The sequence below is a fragment of the Desertibacillus haloalkaliphilus genome (assembly GCF_019039105.1).
Taxonomy (GTDB): domain Bacteria; phylum Bacillota; class Bacilli; order Bacillales; family KJ1-10-99; genus Desertibacillus; species Desertibacillus haloalkaliphilus.
On record NZ_JAHPIV010000018.1, the window covers coordinates 1 to 18,184 of the forward strand.

An 18,184-nucleotide genomic window follows, 5' to 3' on the forward strand; every position below is an offset into this window, starting at 1 on the left:
GTTTGATACCTATGACTTAAAGGAACAGACTGCAATTGGTGAGAAACAACTAAACGTATTGAAGGAGTTGAATTGGAGGAATGTTTCACATTAATTATGATGGGACCGACAGGTGCCGGGAAGACTCATTTATCAGTGGCCCTAGGGATACATGCGGTTGAGAATGGATATAAAGTGTCTTTTATCTCCATGAGTCACCTCATGTACATCTTAAAAACAAAAGAATACATCGGTAAATCTAAAACCAGATATAAAAGAATTATAAATTCAGACTTAATCATCATTGATGATGTTATGTATATGACCTATGAGGAACAGGAAGCTCACTTTTTCTTTCAGTTTATTTATGACCTATATGACAAAGCTGCTTTTATCCTAACATCAAATAAAGGACCAGGTGAGTGGGGGAAATTCCTCGGAGACCCCACTCTAACAACAGCCATATTAGATCGTCTCTTGCATCGAAATGAGATTCTCACTTTCGATGAAGAGGCAGATAGTATTCGAATGAAGTATAGAAAAGCATTATTTGATCCGCAAACTGTTGAATCTTAATTGTGGAAAGTTGTTTGAAGTTATTTGTGGAAAATTGTTTAATTCTACTTGACGGTTACAATAATATTCCTTTAACTCAGTGGCATTATCTTTCCATTCCACTAGATGTCCGTTGACTATCTGTTGAAGGACATCCAAGCACCGATGCCACCCTGCAGCGGTATTAACTGCCCATGAATCGTCGTCAAAAGTATGGGTGAAGATCATTCGAGAACCTTTATCCTCTTCCTGCAAAGATATGTTCACCAGATCACCTTCTTCACGGAAACCAAATAAATATGGCTTTTCAAACTCTGTGATAGTAGCCTTATATGTTGTACCTTCACCATCATCGAAGCCAATTTCACCACCAAGTCTGAGATCCATCTCCCCTGTGGCAAAAGGGTACCATTGGGAGAAATAATTAGAAGTTGTGAGGACACGGAATACATCTTCTGGATTTTGAGGGAAAGATCGTTCAAATCTTAAAGCATATCGACCATTTGATTCATGTAATTTACCATATTCATTCATAATTTCATCCTCCTCTTCTTTATCCTTGAATTCCTTCTGTAACTTGTTATGATGATCAAATTACAAAAAATGTGTATCTCCATGTCACACAAGAAATGAAAAAAGAAGCCTCTCAAAAGTTCGGTGAACTAATGAGAAGCCTCCGTTAATAACCTCAATGTTAGCAAAATGTTAGCATTTCACTCTCACCTTACTAACAAATCCTTATATATCAAGGGTTCGAGGGGCAGATGTCCAGCTTCAGTGCCTACGAGCTCGGGGCCACTTCAGGCCTTTTTTGAAGCCAAAAATCGGCTTCTATCAAAGTCCTTCCAGTGCCTGTCGCTCGTGACCAAGGCACTTACGCTTTTCTTATTACATCATGCCGCCCATGTCTTGCCCTATTTTACCTACTTATACATACCTATCTAACCTCTAATAAATAAAGGGAAATCGTAAATGCATCATTTAAAAACATTACTATGTTATATCAATTTATATGACAGTCGGCACCAAAACGGCACCAAATGCACAACTTAACTCAAAAGTTCTAACTTCCAGATTTTTCGTTATTTATTACCCTAAACCCATTTTTGAAGTACCTCTCAAGAGAATACAAAAACTTATCATCCGTAATCCAAAGCATATTGAGATCCTTGGAACTTTTGATTTTATTTTTCAAATAATTTAATTCTTCTTTTTTCACCCAATGAGGAGTAATGTAATTACCGTCTGGTAAAAAATCAAAATCTAAGTTACTTTCATCTATATATATTTGTTGCCCTAATAATAATAACTCCATTTTTTTCATACAATATTTTATTGTTCTTTTATTAATATTAAAAGAACTTTCCCCTTTTGTATAATTATCTTCAAACGAAAACACATCACTTTCAAAAGGGTTAGTTGAACTTAAAAAAGAATGATAATATTCAACCAATTTTTCATTATCAAAGTTAGTTACAAGAAACTTAACTAAAAAGCCGGTTGATTTATGGTGAGAAATTTCAATTGACTTAAATAAACATTGAAATAAGATTAACATTGAAATATTTTCGTATTGTTCTAAACCATGTTCTTTACTCCTCTCTCTTAATACCTTGAACTTATTTTCTAATTGTTCCTTTCTCTTTTCATTTATAGAAAGAAGTACTTCTTTAGCCTTACGAGGTATCTTCTTACTACTATTTAATTTTCTTATACTTGTGTTTATATCTTTCATTTGTTTTCGTATTAAATCCTGCTCAGCGCTAGTCACACCCTTTGTTAATGAATACGACGCGTCAGTTAATATATTCAAGTCATCTTTTGAAATAACTTTTAATATGAGCGTCCTATAGACTAAAAATATATGTTTAACTTCAAAGGTAATAATTTCACCATCAAAGCTTTGTTGATTCTCCAATTCTGATACTGAAGTTTCCAAGAATTCAATCAAAAAGGGCACCCCATCAGTTTGGTTATTACAAATTGAGGTTGCTAACTCCCCAAGTGACTTCAAATAGATTTGGAGCAAATGTTTATACTTATTCTCGAGCTGCTTAACCGTATTCTCATCAAAGTTAGTTTCCCCTATCACGTTATCTTTTCCTACTCCAATTACCTGTTCATTATATTCGTCGTTAGTTTGTTTGATCTTATCATCAGTCACAGTGACTATTTCAGAGAGCGGGTTCCTCGGCTTTAACTGATTAAAGTGTTTAATCGCAGTTCGAGCAAAATCCAAATTGTGATTATTTATTAAAAACATAACTAATGAAGTATAATTTTTAATAACTAACGAGTACAACTCTTGATATTTATCACGGTCTTCCGATATGATGTAAAACATTATACTATTTTCTTCTTGGTTGGGATCTCTTGAATTTTCCATTAAGTCTTTAATTAATGTCCTAAAACTATGGAACTGTTCATCATAAATTTTGTACATATTTTTATCTACTGCCATTTTAAGCATTTGATAAATACTTTCAATTGTATACTCAATATTACTATAATAATTTTCAATCAAATTCCGATTAAAAGTATTAGCATCTTCATTACTCAGATATGATATAGTCCTAAACCTTTTTTCCAAATCTAATATTGAATCAAAAAGGATATACCTAATATTTATAGTTCTAAATAACTTTTTTAAAGACTTCATTAATAAAAATAAAGTTATGATCACTAACGATATCCAAATATCGATCCGACTAATTTCAATGTTTGTTGCTACTAAAGATGCATTCAAATCTTCACTTTGGCTTGTTATTACATAATTTAAATGATAACCGTATATGATCGTTAGAAGGTTAAAGTAAATAAAAACTATTAAATAAACATTTTTTGTCAGGTCGTTTATTAATGATTCAAAAGAGGTCTTTTGTACCCTATAGATAAACAAATAAAGAGTGATACTAGCGGGTAAAATAATTGTCAGCGCTCCAGAAAAACCCATTAATAAGTCCGATGTTAATCCATCAGATAGTTCATGAAATCCATATTTTCGATTAAAAAAAATGGTAGATATATTATCAATTCCTAAATTAGGCAATATAAAAAATGCAATTATATAAATACATAAGAATATAATTATTGAAGTGAAAAAGTTTGTTAAAATAAATTTATAAAAGCTCACAGTATATAACCTTAAATACGCGACCGTTACTTGAACCTTTTTATTACCAAAAAACCGCCTATAAAACTTAGTATTAAACATTTGGGATTTTAAATCTAAAATGGTTTGATATTTAATATCTTTTGATAAGTAATTAAATATTTCTAATATAAATAAGATTGAGATTAAAATAATAGTGAGAGTTAACAAATTACCCAACCCCTCCTTTCTTATATAGTAACAAAAAAAAACGGAGTGGGTCTCCGTTTTTTTTACATATAATTTATGTTTATTTCGTCCTTGTAAAAATCAAACATATTTTCTATAGATATAATACTCCTGCTTCTGGATTGGGGGCTTTTATTACCACGAGCATTCTTCCATGGATCTTCATTGTGGGTTCTCATTTCAAGAGTCTTCCCAGACTCATGCCCGTATTTATTCCACACGAAGTCTAGAACAAATGTAGCAAATTCGTCTTCATCCAATTCCGTCTTTCCAACATAGGTAGGGATGTCATCATATCCATAATTAGAATACTTTTGCCATAACTTTCGACAAACCGGACCGTGAACCCAAGCCTCAAACTCACAATCATTAATTAACCTTTCGTGTGTTCCCCCACTAATCGCTAAATAGTAAGCCTCTCCATAAAATGTTAATTTTTGCAATTTGAGTGGATCGATTGCCCATATTGTCCCTGGTGAGCTTTTCCGCAAGAAATATTTCGCTACTTCTTCAACAGAATATACCATTTAATCGACCCCCTTTTTTAATATGCTGAAATGAAATTGAACATTATACTACAACTTATCCACAATGTAAACTAATCTTCATACTTTTATGATACTACATTTAAAACAATAAGTCACCTGCACCTGTGAAACTTTTAAGTTATTATTTCTATCCATTACGAGACAAATACTATATATTGTGTAATCAAAAAAGGGAAACACTAAATATTACTACCTTCATAATATTGTTACATCTATATTAAATTTTAAATTAATGCAACCTTGACAAAAATAAATCATGCCCATTTCTTAAATGCCAAAAAACAACCAGAGTTTTTATAATTAACATTCCAGAAATTCTATGCCCTCCAATCACTGAAGAGGCGTGTTAAAAACACTTTAAAATGCTTTTTCAAAAATGTTTATAGGGCGTTTTGCAAATCCTCCCACTTACGTCCAAACATCCTGGCATGGCGTTTTGTCAAAAATGAATTATCATACTTTATTTCGGCTGGTGGTTTCATGTGGCAAATAAACGCATTTTGCATTTCCTTTCCAGCTCGGACAGATACAATTGCATAATGCATTGGCAATCGAGAAGCATCTTCAATCGTAATCGTTGGCTCTAGCCGGTGTTTTGATAGTTCAAACGTTTTTGTGTGATCATTAGCAAATAAGAATTGTTGGACACCGCCACCCTGTAAATTCTCTTGTAAGCTCTGGGGTAACTTGTTCCAATGGTGAAAAGCATATAACGAACCAAGACGCTCTTTTCTCCCTTCTGTACCAATACGCCCCATTAGTTTTGTTAATCCTTCTGTTGTGTATTGCTCAGGCTCATTAAATACCACGAAGCAGCCATTCTTTTGATCAGCTTTACTCATGAGCATACGTGTCATGAATGTTTTTAGCGTCACCCAATGGACCAGCGTTTTAGTCGCTAACTCACCTAGCTTACGGTTAGGTATACGAATAATAATAACCTTACCTTCCTTCATCCACTTCTCAAAGTCCACATCTTTCTTTGGTGGTTGAGCAAATATGTCAAAAAGAGTATCGTTATCAAAAAAGTCACCTAATCGATTAAGTACAGGATCAGCTTTACTCCCCAATTCTTCATTCGTCCCCCATTGTATTAATTCGTTCGCTAATCTTATATTCCCTTCGTTCATTAACTGCTCGATGCGTTCTAATCTATAGGATTCATCTTCAATAATTCGTTTAATGTTATACAGGGACCCTCCCGCTGACTTGGCAGCCGTTTTTAGGTAGCGTTTAGAACGTGATAAACCTTCCATATCCCCAAAAAAGTCAATTACCTCATCTGCAAATCTCGAAGCGCCCTTTCTCCCTAACTTTTCAATAACCTCCGTTAGGTCCAACGGCACAATATATTCCTCATCACTTAAATCGATATCAATGATCTTATCAGGTGGCAAAGTATCCCTTATACCGTCGGCCATTCCTCTTTCTCCTTCTTCAACAATTGCTTCTGGAATAACTGCACTAATTCCATGATTTAAACAGCCATCAATTATCCAATTTTTTATAGCGGTGTCTTTACCAGCACCTTGACCACCAATGAACACATAACCTCTATAGAAGGTGTCAGGGTTCGTCACAGGCATTGATATTGGTATCTTAGTATCCTTATACTCCGCTAACCCTAATGGAATCCCCTTTCCAGTTCTCATGGCCTTTGGTATGTCAACTTCTGTTTTGGTTTTAGTGCTCAACGCATCATCATAACGCCTTTGGAGTTCTTGGGATGGCATTTGTAACGCTAACCGGTTCATCTCATCAGTACTTATTAAATTGACGTCAGCATCCATTTTAGACCGTTTGGATAGTCTCAATTCATTAATTTCTCTAATCGCATCAATTCGTTTTCCATTCACCTTCACTTTTATTCCATGCAGCTCATTGTTTTCTGCCAGCTCACTCATTGAAAGTGACAAGGTTTCACCCAGAGTTTCTCTTGTTAATTTATCGTTAGAATGAGCAGATACTCTGATTTTTGATTTAAAAACAGGTTGGTTGATCTTTTCGCGACTGGCATTACTCAAGCGAGCTGCACTTATTTCATCTTCAAGGGAGTACCCTTTTTCGACCACCTTTTCTTTCTTAAAGCCTTTATCGGATTTAAAGAACACATTAGAAAACGCCTGGAATGTATCGGTTAAAAGATCATTGATTTCATTAATAACACCTGCCACACCGGTTTTAACCGCTTTTGTCACCTTTCCACTGCTTAAATTTGCACGTTGTGGAACTTTTCCTTTTTGTAACTTCTCCATCGCCCACTGAGCACTTTTTACCCACTTTTGACGATTTTCAGCTTCATTGCATATAGATAATCTAGCCATGTCACCATCGTATTGCAATTCATCAACTGTATTTAATATAGAAGAAATCGGTGTTTTTGTTTCCGTGGCGTTAGTATTCATGGAAAAAATGTCATGTTTGAGGTATTTCATATCTTGAACAACTGTGTTTGCTTGTGGGATCTGTAGATCATCAATCGAAGCATCTTTTATTGTGGCGTTCATTTTATTCTCAAGCTTTCGTTTTAGTTTTAGTGCTTGATATTCAGACGTAGCGACATAAAATTCAATTTTCTTTTCACCTTTTACTTGCTTAAAAACAACATCAAACCAAAAGTAATCTTTTTCTCTATACCTAAACTTGAACCCATCACGTTCCAGCCTTGATCTCGGGCATTCATACATTTCATACATTTTATAAATGGACCGCCATAACCTTTTATTATTGTTTGTTATTTTTGAATGTGGGATGATTCTATATACCACCATTTTGTTTCGCTCCACTTCAAAGAAATCATCCCATTTAACAGCCTTTGTTTTCGTGAGTAGACGCTTGAACTTACTGCTCAATTTTTCATTTTCGGGTATAACATCAATCACTAGTGCAGGTTTGCCACATCTGCTTTTATCAGGATAGTGGTAAACCGTTTCTTTTGTATCTAGGATTTCAATTTCCGTTTTCTCTCTAACGACAGGAAGGTTTTTATCATCTAACATAATGAAGTTAGGCTCCTTCATTTCATCCCTCCTAGAATGCAGATAGCCAAAATCAACGCACCAAACCACCAGGCAAGAGTTTTAATCATCCCACCTTTACCTACCATCGATGAGAAGATCATAAGGACACCAGCTGCAATTGTCCCATAACCCATAATGTCAGGTAAATTAGCAACAAACCACATCCATATATCTGTTGTGACTTCCTGTATAAAGTTAGCGAACGGCTTTAACACAAGCTCAGTTTCTTTTCCGATGACCCAATCTGAGAACTGATTAAATTTCTCCAAAAAGAAGTTTGTGTTTGAATTTTCGATATGACCGCTAATAGCACTAATACCGTCCGCAAAAGGTGTAGGATCAACATATTCGCCATCTGGTGACTTCAATGCAAAATGCAAATGTGGTCCAGTGCTATTACCTGTATTACCGCTAAAACCGATAGTGTCCATAAAGTTAACAGATTGCCCTTCTTTGACTGTGATCTCACTCAAATGACCGTATATGGCTTGCGTTCCGTCCTCCAATCGAATGTAAACACCGTTACCAATTTTCTCCCCATCCTCAATCACACGCTCAATAACACCATCACCAACACTTCTTAATTCCGTACCTGTTTCCATCCCTAAATCAATTCCGCTATGTGGCCTGTTGTCTCGTACTTCTGATAATTCACCGAACGGGCTCGTTAGTTTAAATTTCATACGATCACCTATATTGTTTTTAGAAAATCTCTAATGTCTATTGCATGACGGGCAATGATATATCCACAAGAAACACCTATAAGGATTTCTAGCCCTTTGGTACGATGCCCCAACCCCCAAGCACAACCAGCAAACATAATGACTAAAACTACACCAGCATCAATCATATTCATGGCTGATCCGTGAACATTTCCAAATGTCCCGTCTACTCCTGCAGCTAATGCCAATTTAGGCACTAACAAAACTGCACCTGCCATTGATGCTGACAATACTTTAATTTCAGTATTGTTTTTCTTTTCTCTCCAATCGCGACTCATAAAATCTCTAAAGTTGATCGCTTCCGTTTTAGCCATTGTACCCCTCCTGAATAATTTGTTTTAAAGCGGTCATAATAACCAGCAAAGGAGGTCATCAAATGGTATTTACGACCGCTTTAGTTGTTGGCTTTGCTGTCGGAACAGGCGTTAATATTTTGATTGGTTAATAAACACTTTCGGAGCTGATTGCTGGCTCCGTTTTTTTAGTTGCTCGAGCCGATCTGATGGAGATTGTTTAGGTTGCGGTGTCATAACAGATTTATCATTTTGAATATCATCTTTTTCGCCTTCATTTTTCGTTTTGTCACTCTTATTACCTTGCTTTTGTTTTATATCCTCCAAGATCAACTTTTTTACATATCCACTAAAATTACGCCTGCTGATGTTCTTCAAAATGAGTTGATCTTCTTCATTTGTCTTATTAAATGATACAGACTTCACGAATCTGTTTTTGCTCATAAGATCACCCTTTTCCTGTACGACATGTATGAGCGAAAAATAATTTTATTGGTACTAGCAAGTTTCGGCTAATGTGTGCATAAGTTATTACACATAACGTGTAGTAACTTTTCGAGGCTTCCCTTCGTAAATGCGAGGGGATTTTTACGTTCTGAATTACATTTCTTCATTTCCTCTTACAAACAGGACACAAACAATAACCTATGTGATACTCAACCCCATTACGCCTTTTGTATTCCTTGTTAACTCCATTCACGAATGATAAGAAACGCCCCATACTATCACCTAAACTCGTTTCGTATTCAGCTTCCAACTCCATTAGAGCATCATCCACCAAGTCTAGGATATACTTCATCTTTTTATCGCTTATTCTCATGACAAGCCTCCTTATTTTTGTTTGCTCAACATATCCCTTTCAATTAGTCGCTTCACATAGTTAGAGAAGTTCGTGCGTTGTATGGCGAATAGGTAAAGTTGTTTCTGGTCGGGATCGGCAAGATTGAAGCACACGCCTTTGTTTTTTAGATTCAATGTAGTCACCTCGTTACTTGTTATTTAGTTTCAATGTATGGGTGGATAGCTTGTTTTGATAACAATTTTTATGTATTTTATCCAAAATTTTACCCAAAATAATCTATAGTTGTGGTAAGATGAATGTACAGGCATAATTAAAGGAGGTGATACATATAAATGCAGGTTGGAGTGAAAAGGACGATGAAGATTAAAGTTAGAAGTAAGTTAGGTGAATTACTCGATGAAAGAATGGTGAATAAATCTGAATTAGCTAGATCTATCAACGCTACACCAAAACAACTTTATGCCTGGTGTTCAAATAAAGAGGACGGACAGGCTAAATCAACACCTTCGGTTGGATACCTCCTACGCTTAAAAAAAGTTTTAGGTGTTGATATCGAGGATATGTTTGAGGAAATAAATGAAAAGTGAATCAGCTAGATTTATAAAGCGAAGGAGTGATTCTTTGGATAAACCGCTAAATGGTGGGTTTATATGCGGCAGGCATGGAGTTGGTTATAAAACAAAATGTCCAACCTGTAAATTCGAAGAAGAGTATTAGGAAGAGGTGATCCATTTGGATAAAAATAAAATTGTTGAAAAATACAATGCTTATTGCCAGTGTTTCCAAAGCGAAAGAACTGTAGAAGAAGCACCAGAGAAAGCTATGGATTGTGTTGAGTTTATTCCAGAATTATTGGGGAAGGTCGAACGGTATGAAAATGTGTTGGAGCGTATCTCGATAACTAATACAGATAAAGCTATGTATCGCACTTGGGCAGAAAACGCACTTAATAAAAAATGATTTTATTTCGCAGTACGATCAAAAACGGAATAAATACGCGTCTGATTTAGGAAAATAAGAAAATTGGTGTTGTATAGGTGGGATGGATGATGAGAGAACTATTTTACAAAGCAGGTGATATTATCACTTGCCCTACTTGCAATGAAGAATCTATACAGTTTGTTCAAAATGGTTACAAGAATGACCGTTTAACTCATGACATGGTTATAAATCATCAGTCAAAAACACCATTTACGGAATTTGATGATTGTAAATGTGAGCATTGCGAAAGTAAAGATATTTGGTACGTCATTATGCGTGGGTAGGAGTGGTCATATGAAATACGATAAGGATAGTGTACAGGTATTTTTAGATGGAGTGAATGTGAATTTTGACGGTTGCGAAGAAATAAAACCCGATCTGACTAATAGTGAAAAGGTTAAAGAGCTCATACACGAAAGTATAGAACGCTCATTTAATGCGAGTAATCAAATGGACTTCAAACAATCGATCGAACAGCAATTCAAAAGTTGGTTTGGTGACGACGTATTAGATCATATTGATGTAGCGATTTTACAAATAAGAGATAACAAGGTGGAATATGAGTTAGTAAGTAAGACTCATCGTGGTGCAAAAATTGTGGATGAAGTATGTTATATTGCAGAATAACCCCTCCAATACGAGGGGGGATTTTGTACTGAAAAAAGACAGTCTAATACAGACTGCCTCTTACTAAAATAGAAAGGTTCCCTTCAACCTACATTTAATATACCGTGCACAACAAATAAAGAAACGTATCCGAAATCACTCTATCCAGAATAAAGTATGTTTAATTACAATACCGATAAACAATCATTGGTTTTCGTTATGACAAATTCTTAATGTGCGCGGCTTACTCTCCTCCCAATCAATTATCCCTTCCTTTTTCAACCTTTCCAAATGGCCATGGACAGTGCTCGATGATTTTAAACCTGTTAATTCGCATATCTCACGAGTTGTTGGAGGGTATTTTTTTGTGGTGATAAATAATTTGATTACATCTAAAATTTCATTTTGACGTTTAGTGATTTTCCCCATAAGCTTCCCCCATATTTCTTCTTTTTTACAATTATAAACGAACATATATTCTGTTTCAAGTTGAAAAGGGAATGAATGTTCTGGTAATATTGAAGTTAATCAATTAAAAAAAGAGGTGTTTTTCATGAAAGGTTCAGAACATGAATGTTTGCCTGAATTAACTAAAAAAGATATGCGTGACATCCAAAGAAAATTTGATACTGAGAAAAAACGTCTTGAGGAGGATAAGGATTTCTACACAGAAGATGTTGAAACACAAAAGTTATTCCTTGCCTCTTTTTATGACTCTTTATGCTTAGCAAAACGACTCAGTAAGAAAAAGTTTACTCCGAATAAAAAAGTATAAAAATCGGGAATGACAGGAGTGATAACATGACTACGCAACTTGGGATGTGCGATAAATGCAATCGTACAGGAAGAGCCAGGAACTTAACGTTGTTTTATAACCAGTTCCTTTGCCCAGACTGTTATAGCAAGGAAGATACTGGAACATCAAGATATGAGTTTATGCTTTTTCAGTGGGTCCAAGGGCATCGAGTGTTTAAGATTATGGATTTTAAAGAAGGACGCATTCTCTTTGTTAAAGAAAGTGAATACTTGAGCGGCGAGTTAGGTAAGGAAATATCAGAGGCAATAGATAGAGTGTATGAGGAGCGGATATTAAGCGGATCTCATGAATATAATGGTTAAGCCCCAATTAAGGGGCTATTTTTATTACCGTAAACGTTGCAGCACAACGCTGTTCAACCAAATCATTTCTGATGCTGTTATTGTGCGGTCTTTGATTTTTCGTAGCCAATCTTGGTCGCTGATCACGCCGTCTTCCAGTAATCCTTCGACCTGATTTTCTAACACACTCCATTGGTAGTTGGATAAATTCAAATCGTCATCCCCCTTCATAAGCTCTTTTCTTACATCCATTCTGAATTTATCCATTGAAAACAACTTACCAGGGCAGGATGTGCTTTGACCTGGTATTTCATAATGACCGAATACATCTTTATGAGTTAAATTGTGTTCACGGCATTTAGCAGCTGTAATGGAAACTAATTTTCTGTATTGATCGTCACTAATTCGCTTTGCGGGGACGCCATTAACATCTTGGTGAAAATTCCCCTCAGCACAAATGCCGATATACCTGTGATTTTCACCCTTTGTGTGTGCACCTACATATTCGGTTCCTTTAGCACTTCGTCCATAGTAAACTGTCGCATCCTGCTGAACATAGTAGCTGTAAGCAGTACCGTTCCAGCCGATGCTTATGAAATATTCATGTAGTCGTTGTATAGTCCAATACGCTAACGGATGGTGAATTACAATGCCCTCAACCGACTTCATCTTTTGTCTTCGGTTAGGGAATTTTAAATTAGCATCTTTAATCATGATCATCATCCTTCTTCTTGTACTGTTTTAACATTTGATGACCAAACACACTCACACCAGCCACTATAACGCCTTGTATAACCGCATCTACATTGAATCCTAACAAAGCGATAGAAAACCCTACACCGATGAATAGAACGATGTAGGGAATAAGCCAATCTTTTATGTTAGGCGTCTTTTTCAACATTGTGCCTAGTACTAACAGAACAGGTATTAGTATATAAGCTTCTTCGATTATGTGATTCACTAACTCGCTAATTTCCAATTCAAACACCTCCATTCAAAAAGAAAGCCAACACTGCTGCTATGATCGTTCCCACGACTAACCTCAATATCCAAGTTGTATTTGCTTTGATAGAGGATATATCTTCTTTGATGTCTTTGATATTAGATTCAGCCACAGCTAATCGTGTTTTTACATCAACCATGTCGCTCTTTACTTCCCCGACATCATTTTCTAATTTATTGACACGTTGTTCCATAACATTCTCCCTTCAACTTTTTATTTCAACCTCTCTAAAATAACCGCTAATTCAGCTCTCGTTACTGTTTCATTAGGCTTAAACGTCCCGTCAGGATAACCAGCTAACTTGCCTTTTTTAGCCTGATTTTCGATAGCCGTTTGTGCCCAATGTCCTTCTACGTCCGCAAATTTAACTTGGCTCACTTCTCTCACCTCCTCTTTTACAGGGTTTTCTTTCATTTCTGGCACGTCGGGCAAAATAAAAAGGCCATGACCGCTACGTGTGTCAAAGCCTTCTTCGTATTTGTCGATGCAATTATCATGAATAAAACGTCTCGCTTGATCTGTATTGAGCTTTTCGCCTAGTGCAGACATGTAACATGCCAACATCCCACAAACAGCCGGTGCAGAGGCGCTAGTACCTCCAAATGACATGTAACCGTTCTGTTTGTTATTAGGATTAGGGACATTGATATCGGTGAACGCTACTGCATCTAACATTTCCCCACGGTTTGAATATCCCGCAACATGTCCCCATCTTTTTTGATAAGCACCAACGGCTATTGTCCAATCAAAGCGTGCTGGAAATGAGATACGGTCATTATCCTGGTTACCACTACTGCACACAAGTGGTATATTCAAACCACTTAAGTATTCATCGATTAGCTCATATGTTGGCCTTGTAGCTGTGAAACTGCAATTAACAATATCAACATCGTTATCGACTATCCATTGTGCCATCTCCTCTTTACCTGACCCAAACCAAGGCATAGAGATAATGCGAGCTTTCGGTGCAAACTCACGGACAATGCTACATACGTGAGTGTTGTGTCCGATCTCCCCGTTATGATTCTCTTTAAACGGTAATTCAACCTCAGTCTCTTCAAGAGGACTATGGAGGGTGTCTAACACAGCTACTGTGACACCCTGACCCTTATAGCCTTTTTCGTGAAAAGTAATTATATTTGACTTTTTGAGGACTTCTGAATTCATTCTCGCCCCTCCTTTTTAATCATAAAAAACACACCTTTTTGTGAATTAAAAAAGAACCTACTTATTGTAAGTTCTAATATTAATTATCCTGGTTATTAAATAAACTCGTGCATTCTTCCACAAGTGATTTTAACCATAAAAAATACTCTTCGCATTTGTCAATTACATTACTATCCTTAAATTCTTCTACTGTATCGTAGATATTTAGGATACCATGGATCGTTAGCTCTTTCTCATTTCTTACTATTTGATTTTCAATATTGTCTACTTCCTTAATTTCCAAATTATACTTTTTATCTTTCCCGTTTTTCTCTAAAAATATCTTCATTTCACTATAAACATCAACTGTTTCAGAATCCGAATGAATTATAGAATATTTTTTTGTTTTTAGAGGGGCTTGCTTTAGTGATCTATTTCTCATATTTGTAATCCCTCTTAATAAAATATCTTCAGATTCACTGGTTGATTTGTTCTCGTACCAATTTCTCCAATTATTATTTGAATCATATTCAGAATTCATTATCCATAAGACAGCTCTTGCTGAACTGACAAATGCATTCAGGAAATAATCAAACTCCGGGAAAATATTTTTGTGTTCTTTTAATTTATTTAGAAAAAAATCAGCCTCATTTAGCTTATCAATTGTATAGTTCAATCTCATCACCCCCACTACATGATACCATAGTAGGGATGAAGGGAATGAAAAATAACACTAGCTAATGCTGCGTCCAATGAACCAAAAATTAAAAGGTTTATTACACAATTTATCGAAAGTTAGAACACATAATAACTTATTGAGGTGAACAAAATGTCCGATGGAAATTTTTTTACTGACTTATCCAAATCAATAAAGGTCCCAGCTGATATTACCAAGTCTGCACTTGAACCGCCAGCTAAACAAATCGGCGAAGGACTTGGCGACTTATTCTTTATTGCGTTTTCTCCTTTAGCAAAAGCTAGAATTAAAAAAGAGCTTGATATTCAGAAATTCAAAGAGGAAATTGAGAAAGAATTATCTCTTATTCAACCCGATAAAGTCTCTGAGCCCTCTTTAAATATTGTTGGTCCAGCTTTAGAAGCTTCAAAGTATTATATTGAAGATGAAGAGATTCGCTCTATGTTTGCGAAGTTGATAGCATCATCGGTTAATAGTGACAAGAAAGATAAGTCACATTCTTCCTTTGTAGAAATAATAAAACAGCTTTCACCTTTCGATGCAAAAAACTTTAAGTATTTGTTTTTAAATACTCATTTGCATATTGCTGTTGGAAAAATAAAAACCAAAAATAAAAATGGAGGAGAAAATACCATTATTGAAAATTTTTCCCCTTTCCTGAATTACACATCAAGAACCAAGATCTTTACTCTTCTTCAATTGACAACCTAATCCGCTTAGGACTAATAACAATAGATCATGAACTGCATTATACAATGGAAAGCCGTTACGATGCACTTCTTAATCATCCAGTTTATTTAGCCTATAAAAATGCTTATGATAATCAAAATACACAAGATGGAGATAAAACAAAAGAATTGTTCTTGAAGAAATCCATCTGGGACTTTACTAGTTTTGGTAAATTATTCGGTCAATGTTGTTTATAATAATTAACCAGATTTCCGAACTCGGTTTTTAATTCACGTTTATATTCGTCCATCAACCTCTGCAGCTCTTCTGAAAATTTATTGGCTATGAACGAAAGAGCTTGCGATGTCTCTGCTTTTTGAATCGCTAGTGCATCTTCAAGCTCTTTTACTCTTAATTCAAGTTCATCTATATTTTTGGTCATACTATCTCTCCTCGAAATGTATTTTACTACGCATTATGAACCTGAGTTGCCATTAATCTTCAAATGATTCTCCCGTTATTTCTTCGTATTCCTCTTCGGTGATATGATTAGTCCTTACTCCGTCTTTTACTTGTTCCAACGTCCACAACTCACGATCATAAAAACGTTTAATTCTATCAAACCACATTACGAATTACCTCCTGTCATCATCTGATACCAAATATCTGCTATTTCAGTATCATGTTCATCATTACGTGACTTTTCCAACATCAATTCATAAACAGTATTAGCATAATCGCTCTCTAACTCCTCGATCTGCTTCTTTTCTTCAGTAGGAAAAATAAACTTACGCATTATGCTCTCCCTCCTAACAACCGTGTTACCGCATCGTCATTTCCGCTATCCGTATTAACCCTTGATAACTCTAAACGTAATGTAACCGGCTCCTCTTCAGCCAATGTACCGCTAAACATATATTCATCATCTAACAGGTCTGCATCCATTAACTCATCGTTTATATATGCTTCAACCTCAATGTCACCTACACGTTTGACAAATGCTCCTACTTGATCTGTTGCTTCTAGTTCGTATACAGCGGTTGCTGTCGTTGTTGGAACTTCAGTTTCTTTTTTCCATGTACCTCTAAAATTAATTGAAACTCCATTTATCATGTAAACTGATAATGGTATAGAAAAATCAAGGGTAAACGTATTATCATATAAAGCTGATGGATGTCTACTGTTACTCGGCATTTGCGTAATTACCCACCCACCATCCGTATTTTCTAACATATAACTAGTTCCTACGCTATTTCTTTGGAATAAGATAAATAATTTATTATTTTTATTAACAGTAACGGATGGACTGTGATTCCTTTGAGTACCGCTTGTTAACTTCTCCATAGTTGACCATGTTTTTCCACCATCTATAGAGCGAGAGTAACGGATATTGTTTGAATTCTCTTCGCTATCCAGTCCATGCCACGCTACATGTATCACACCGTCTTTATCGACACATGCGGATGGGGAGGATTGGGTGTAGTTTCCTGCATCATATATAGTAGTTTCGGTGTTTAACGCTAACCATGAACCTCCACTGTCTTTCCTGAGCCCATATACCCTTGAAACTGATGATGCTCTATAATCACTAGTGATTATAGGCTCATCCTGGTTATTCACAATTATAGACGGGTTTCGTAAACCTGTATTAGTTGTGCTATTAACAGTCGTCACCTGTTCCACACTACCCCACGTTACACTACCATCTGCGTTAATCGTACCTTTCGCATAACGGATGTTGAACGAGTCAGGGTAGTTATCGTTTTTACTCGACCATGCAGCGTGTAATTCTGTGCCTTCGGGGTTGATGGCTAGGGAAATGGAATTTACTTCGTTTTGACTACTATCAACTAGTAAATTATCTAACCACTCTCCGTTTGTATTTCTTGTTCTAAAACGGACTACTGCTGTCCCACTTGTACCTAGCATGAAAACATTTTTACCGTCTGTTGTTATGCATACGTCTGTTCTTGTATTTGTAAATTCCATCTGTTCCTCTTGAACATTTACTATTTCGCCATTCGAATTTACGTTAAAATGATAACCTAGGATATAATTGTCGGGATGTAGTAGAACAGCATAAAAGCTTCCGTCATCCAACCTCACTAACTTACGACCACCGTTACCCTCCGTACTATACGCTTCATTAACGACTGTCGCATCTTCAACGCTGACTTCTTCCATTTGCGAATCTAACATCAACATCGCACGGTCACGTCTAACGATATTCGTACTCGTTACCTCATCGAAAATAGCACCGAATATATCTTCCATATTGTCACCGAATGTTGACCCGTTTTCGATACGGTCAGATGCTTCTTGTTTAAGATTGAGATAAGCGACTTCACGTTGTAGGGCGGTAGTTGTTCGCCCCTTGCCATAGACGTAATCTTTAAATGTTTGCGTTACGTGACGGTCATTATCAGACAAATGCGTAACACGCTTTTGCTCTAATTCGTTTATTGCAGCTACTAAATTTTCTTTTGTTTCAGTATCAAGATCGTCTGCATTACCGACTTTAGCTTTTAAATTTTCATAATCTGAATTGCTTGGAGCATTTACATCTTTGTTTGTTAATTCCACAATGCCAGTCTTACCGTTGACAGATTCAACCGGGACTTCTATTTCACCGATCTGATTATCTGTATATTGTTTTGCATTTTCTTCGGCTTGATCTGCTTTTTCTTGGGCTCCATCAGGAGTTTCAACATAAATTCTAGTCATT

26 protein-coding genes and 1 pseudogene are annotated in these 18,184 nt (G+C 36.0%); 9 read left to right on the plus strand and 18 right to left on the minus strand.

From position 1 onward, the window contains the following. A pseudogene (locus KH400_RS17755) lies at positions 1-555 on the plus strand (ATP-binding protein); the annotation flags it as partial. Here the strand turns inward: KH400_RS17755 and KH400_RS17760 are convergent. From KH400_RS17760 to KH400_RS17795, 8 genes are all read right to left on the minus strand, one after another. Next, positions 526-1,068, minus strand: a complete 543-nt coding sequence (locus tag KH400_RS17760) for an SRPBCC family protein (RefSeq protein WP_217226940.1) — start codon at positions 1,066-1,068, stop codon at positions 526-528. The pseudogene KH400_RS17755 and the gene KH400_RS17760 overlap by 30 nt on opposite strands. Before the next feature lie 529 nt (positions 1,069-1,597). Beyond that, positions 1,598-3,865, minus strand: a complete 2,268-nt coding sequence (locus KH400_RS17765) for a hypothetical protein (RefSeq protein WP_217226942.1) — start codon at positions 3,863-3,865, stop codon at positions 1,598-1,600. 53 nt (positions 3,866-3,918) lie between these two features. After that, positions 3,919-4,401, minus strand: coding sequence for a Panacea domain-containing protein (locus KH400_RS17770; protein ID WP_217226945.1), 483 nt, complete (start codon positions 4,399-4,401; stop codon positions 3,919-3,921). A gap of 401 nt (positions 4,402-4,802) precedes the next feature. Continuing rightward, positions 4,803-7,442, minus strand: a complete 2,640-nt coding sequence (locus KH400_RS17775) for an ATP-binding protein (RefSeq protein ID WP_246589816.1) — start codon at positions 7,440-7,442, stop codon at positions 4,803-4,805. Then, on the minus strand, positions 7,439-8,125 hold the full coding sequence (locus KH400_RS17780) for a M23 family metallopeptidase (RefSeq protein ID WP_217226947.1): 687 nt from the start codon (positions 8,123-8,125) through the stop codon (positions 7,439-7,441). Before KH400_RS17780 ends, KH400_RS17775 begins: the two co-directional genes overlap by 4 nt. An 8-nt stretch (positions 8,126-8,133) precedes the next feature. Next, positions 8,134-8,478 (minus strand): glycosyltransferase, encoded by a 345-nt coding sequence (locus KH400_RS17785; RefSeq protein WP_217226949.1) that lies wholly within the window; start codon positions 8,476-8,478, stop codon positions 8,134-8,136. Positions 8,479-8,589: 111 nt separating this feature from the next. Then, complete coding sequence (locus tag KH400_RS17790) at positions 8,590-8,901, minus strand: hypothetical protein (protein WP_217226951.1); 312 nt, start codon at positions 8,899-8,901, stop codon at positions 8,590-8,592. Between the two features lie 166 nt (positions 8,902-9,067). Then, entirely contained in the window at positions 9,068-9,277 is a 210-nt protein-coding gene (locus KH400_RS17795) for a hypothetical protein (RefSeq protein ID WP_217226953.1), read from the minus strand. Between the two features lie 338 nt (positions 9,278-9,615). On the opposite strand from KH400_RS17795, the gene KH400_RS17800 reads away from it, so the two are divergent. The 4 genes from KH400_RS17800 to KH400_RS17815 all read left to right on the plus strand — a co-directional run bounded on the left by KH400_RS17800 (position 9,616) and on the right by KH400_RS17815 (position 10,867). Next, positions 9,616-9,846 carry a helix-turn-helix transcriptional regulator gene (locus KH400_RS17800; protein WP_217226955.1) on the plus strand — a complete coding sequence of 77 codons (231 nt, stop codon included), beginning with the start codon at positions 9,616-9,618 and terminating at the stop codon, positions 9,844-9,846. Positions 9,847-9,991: 145 nt separating this feature from the next. Then, complete coding sequence (locus KH400_RS17805; protein ID WP_217226957.1) at positions 9,992-10,219, plus strand: hypothetical protein; 228 nt, start codon at positions 9,992-9,994, stop codon at positions 10,217-10,219. An 86-nt stretch (positions 10,220-10,305) separates the two neighbouring features. Further along, positions 10,306-10,524 (plus strand): hypothetical protein, encoded by a 219-nt coding sequence (locus KH400_RS17810; RefSeq protein WP_217226959.1) that lies wholly within the window; start codon positions 10,306-10,308, stop codon positions 10,522-10,524. A 10-nt stretch (positions 10,525-10,534) separates the two neighbouring features. Then, positions 10,535-10,867: a hypothetical protein gene (locus KH400_RS17815; RefSeq protein WP_217226961.1), complete on the plus strand. Its 333-nt coding sequence runs from the start codon at positions 10,535-10,537 to the stop codon at positions 10,865-10,867. A 183-nt stretch (positions 10,868-11,050) separates the two neighbouring features. Here the strand turns inward: KH400_RS17815 and KH400_RS17820 are convergent, their stop codons facing one another. Further along, positions 11,051-11,275, minus strand: coding sequence for a LexA family protein (locus tag KH400_RS17820; RefSeq protein WP_217226963.1), 225 nt, complete (start codon positions 11,273-11,275; stop codon positions 11,051-11,053). A 124-nt stretch (positions 11,276-11,399) separates the two neighbouring features. On the opposite strand from KH400_RS17820, the gene KH400_RS17825 reads away from it, so the two are divergent. Together KH400_RS17825 and KH400_RS17830 are read left to right on the plus strand one after the other, a co-directional pair. After that, the gene (locus KH400_RS17825) at positions 11,400-11,621 is read left to right on the plus strand and encodes an immunity repressor protein (RefSeq protein WP_217226965.1); all 222 of its coding nucleotides are present in this window, start codon (positions 11,400-11,402) and stop codon (positions 11,619-11,621) included. Positions 11,622-11,647: 26 nt separating this feature from the next. Continuing rightward, positions 11,648-11,965, plus strand: coding sequence for a hypothetical protein (locus KH400_RS17830; RefSeq protein WP_217226968.1), 318 nt, complete (start codon positions 11,648-11,650; stop codon positions 11,963-11,965). A 24-nt stretch (positions 11,966-11,989) separates the two neighbouring features. Here KH400_RS17830 and KH400_RS17835 read toward each other — a convergent pair whose 3' ends face one another. The 5 genes from KH400_RS17835 to KH400_RS17855 all read right to left on the minus strand — a co-directional run bounded on the left by KH400_RS17835 (position 11,990) and on the right by KH400_RS17855 (position 14,769). Then, entirely contained in the window at positions 11,990-12,658 is a 669-nt protein-coding gene (locus KH400_RS17835; RefSeq protein WP_217226971.1) for a peptidoglycan recognition protein family protein, read from the minus strand. Next, complete coding sequence (locus KH400_RS17840) at positions 12,651-12,923, minus strand: phage holin family protein (RefSeq protein WP_246589817.1); 273 nt, start codon at positions 12,921-12,923, stop codon at positions 12,651-12,653. Before KH400_RS17840 ends, KH400_RS17835 begins: the two co-directional genes overlap by 8 nt. 1 nt (position 12,924) lies before the next feature. Next, the gene (locus KH400_RS17845; protein ID WP_217226973.1) at positions 12,925-13,140 is read right to left on the minus strand and encodes a hemolysin XhlA family protein; all 216 of its coding nucleotides are present in this window, start codon (positions 13,138-13,140) and stop codon (positions 12,925-12,927) included. Between the two features lie 20 nt (positions 13,141-13,160). Continuing rightward, on the minus strand, positions 13,161-14,114 hold the full coding sequence (locus tag KH400_RS17850; protein ID WP_217226975.1) for a S8 family peptidase: 954 nt from the start codon (positions 14,112-14,114) through the stop codon (positions 13,161-13,163). Positions 14,115-14,193: 79 nt separating this feature from the next. Further along, the gene (locus KH400_RS17855; RefSeq protein ID WP_217226977.1) at positions 14,194-14,769 is read right to left on the minus strand and encodes a hypothetical protein; all 576 of its coding nucleotides are present in this window, start codon (positions 14,767-14,769) and stop codon (positions 14,194-14,196) included. Between the two features lie 153 nt (positions 14,770-14,922). On the opposite strand from KH400_RS17855, the gene KH400_RS17860 reads away from it, so the two are divergent. Both KH400_RS17860 and KH400_RS27455 read left to right on the plus strand, forming a co-directional pair. Further along, the gene (locus KH400_RS17860; protein ID WP_217226979.1) at positions 14,923-15,501 is read left to right on the plus strand and encodes a DUF4393 domain-containing protein; all 579 of its coding nucleotides are present in this window, start codon (positions 14,923-14,925) and stop codon (positions 15,499-15,501) included. A 14-nt stretch (positions 15,502-15,515) separates the two neighbouring features. Next, positions 15,516-15,716 (plus strand): hypothetical protein, encoded by a 201-nt coding sequence (locus KH400_RS27455; RefSeq protein ID WP_369009386.1) that lies wholly within the window; start codon positions 15,516-15,518, stop codon positions 15,714-15,716. On the opposite strand, the gene KH400_RS17870 is transcribed toward KH400_RS27455, so the two are convergent. Genes KH400_RS17870 through KH400_RS17885 form a run of 4 tightly spaced genes read right to left on the minus strand, consistent with a single transcriptional unit; the run spans position 15,701 to position 18,183 of the window. Next, entirely contained in the window at positions 15,701-15,901 is a 201-nt protein-coding gene (locus KH400_RS17870; protein WP_217226981.1) for an acetylornithine deacetylase, read from the minus strand. The genes KH400_RS27455 and KH400_RS17870 overlap by 16 nt on opposite strands. 52 nt (positions 15,902-15,953) lie before the next feature. Then, positions 15,954-16,088 carry an XkdX family protein gene (locus KH400_RS17875; protein ID WP_217226983.1) on the minus strand — a complete coding sequence of 45 codons (135 nt, stop codon included), beginning with the start codon at positions 16,086-16,088 and terminating at the stop codon, positions 15,954-15,956. Next, complete coding sequence (locus KH400_RS17880; protein ID WP_217226985.1) at positions 16,088-16,255, minus strand: hypothetical protein; 168 nt, start codon at positions 16,253-16,255, stop codon at positions 16,088-16,090. Before KH400_RS17880 ends, KH400_RS17875 begins: the two co-directional genes overlap by 1 nt. Further along, complete coding sequence (locus KH400_RS17885) at positions 16,255-18,183, minus strand: glycoside hydrolase (RefSeq protein ID WP_217226987.1); 1,929 nt, start codon at positions 18,181-18,183, stop codon at positions 16,255-16,257. The genes KH400_RS17880 and KH400_RS17885 overlap by 1 nt, the downstream gene beginning before the upstream one ends. Position 18,184: the final 1 nt, after the last annotated feature.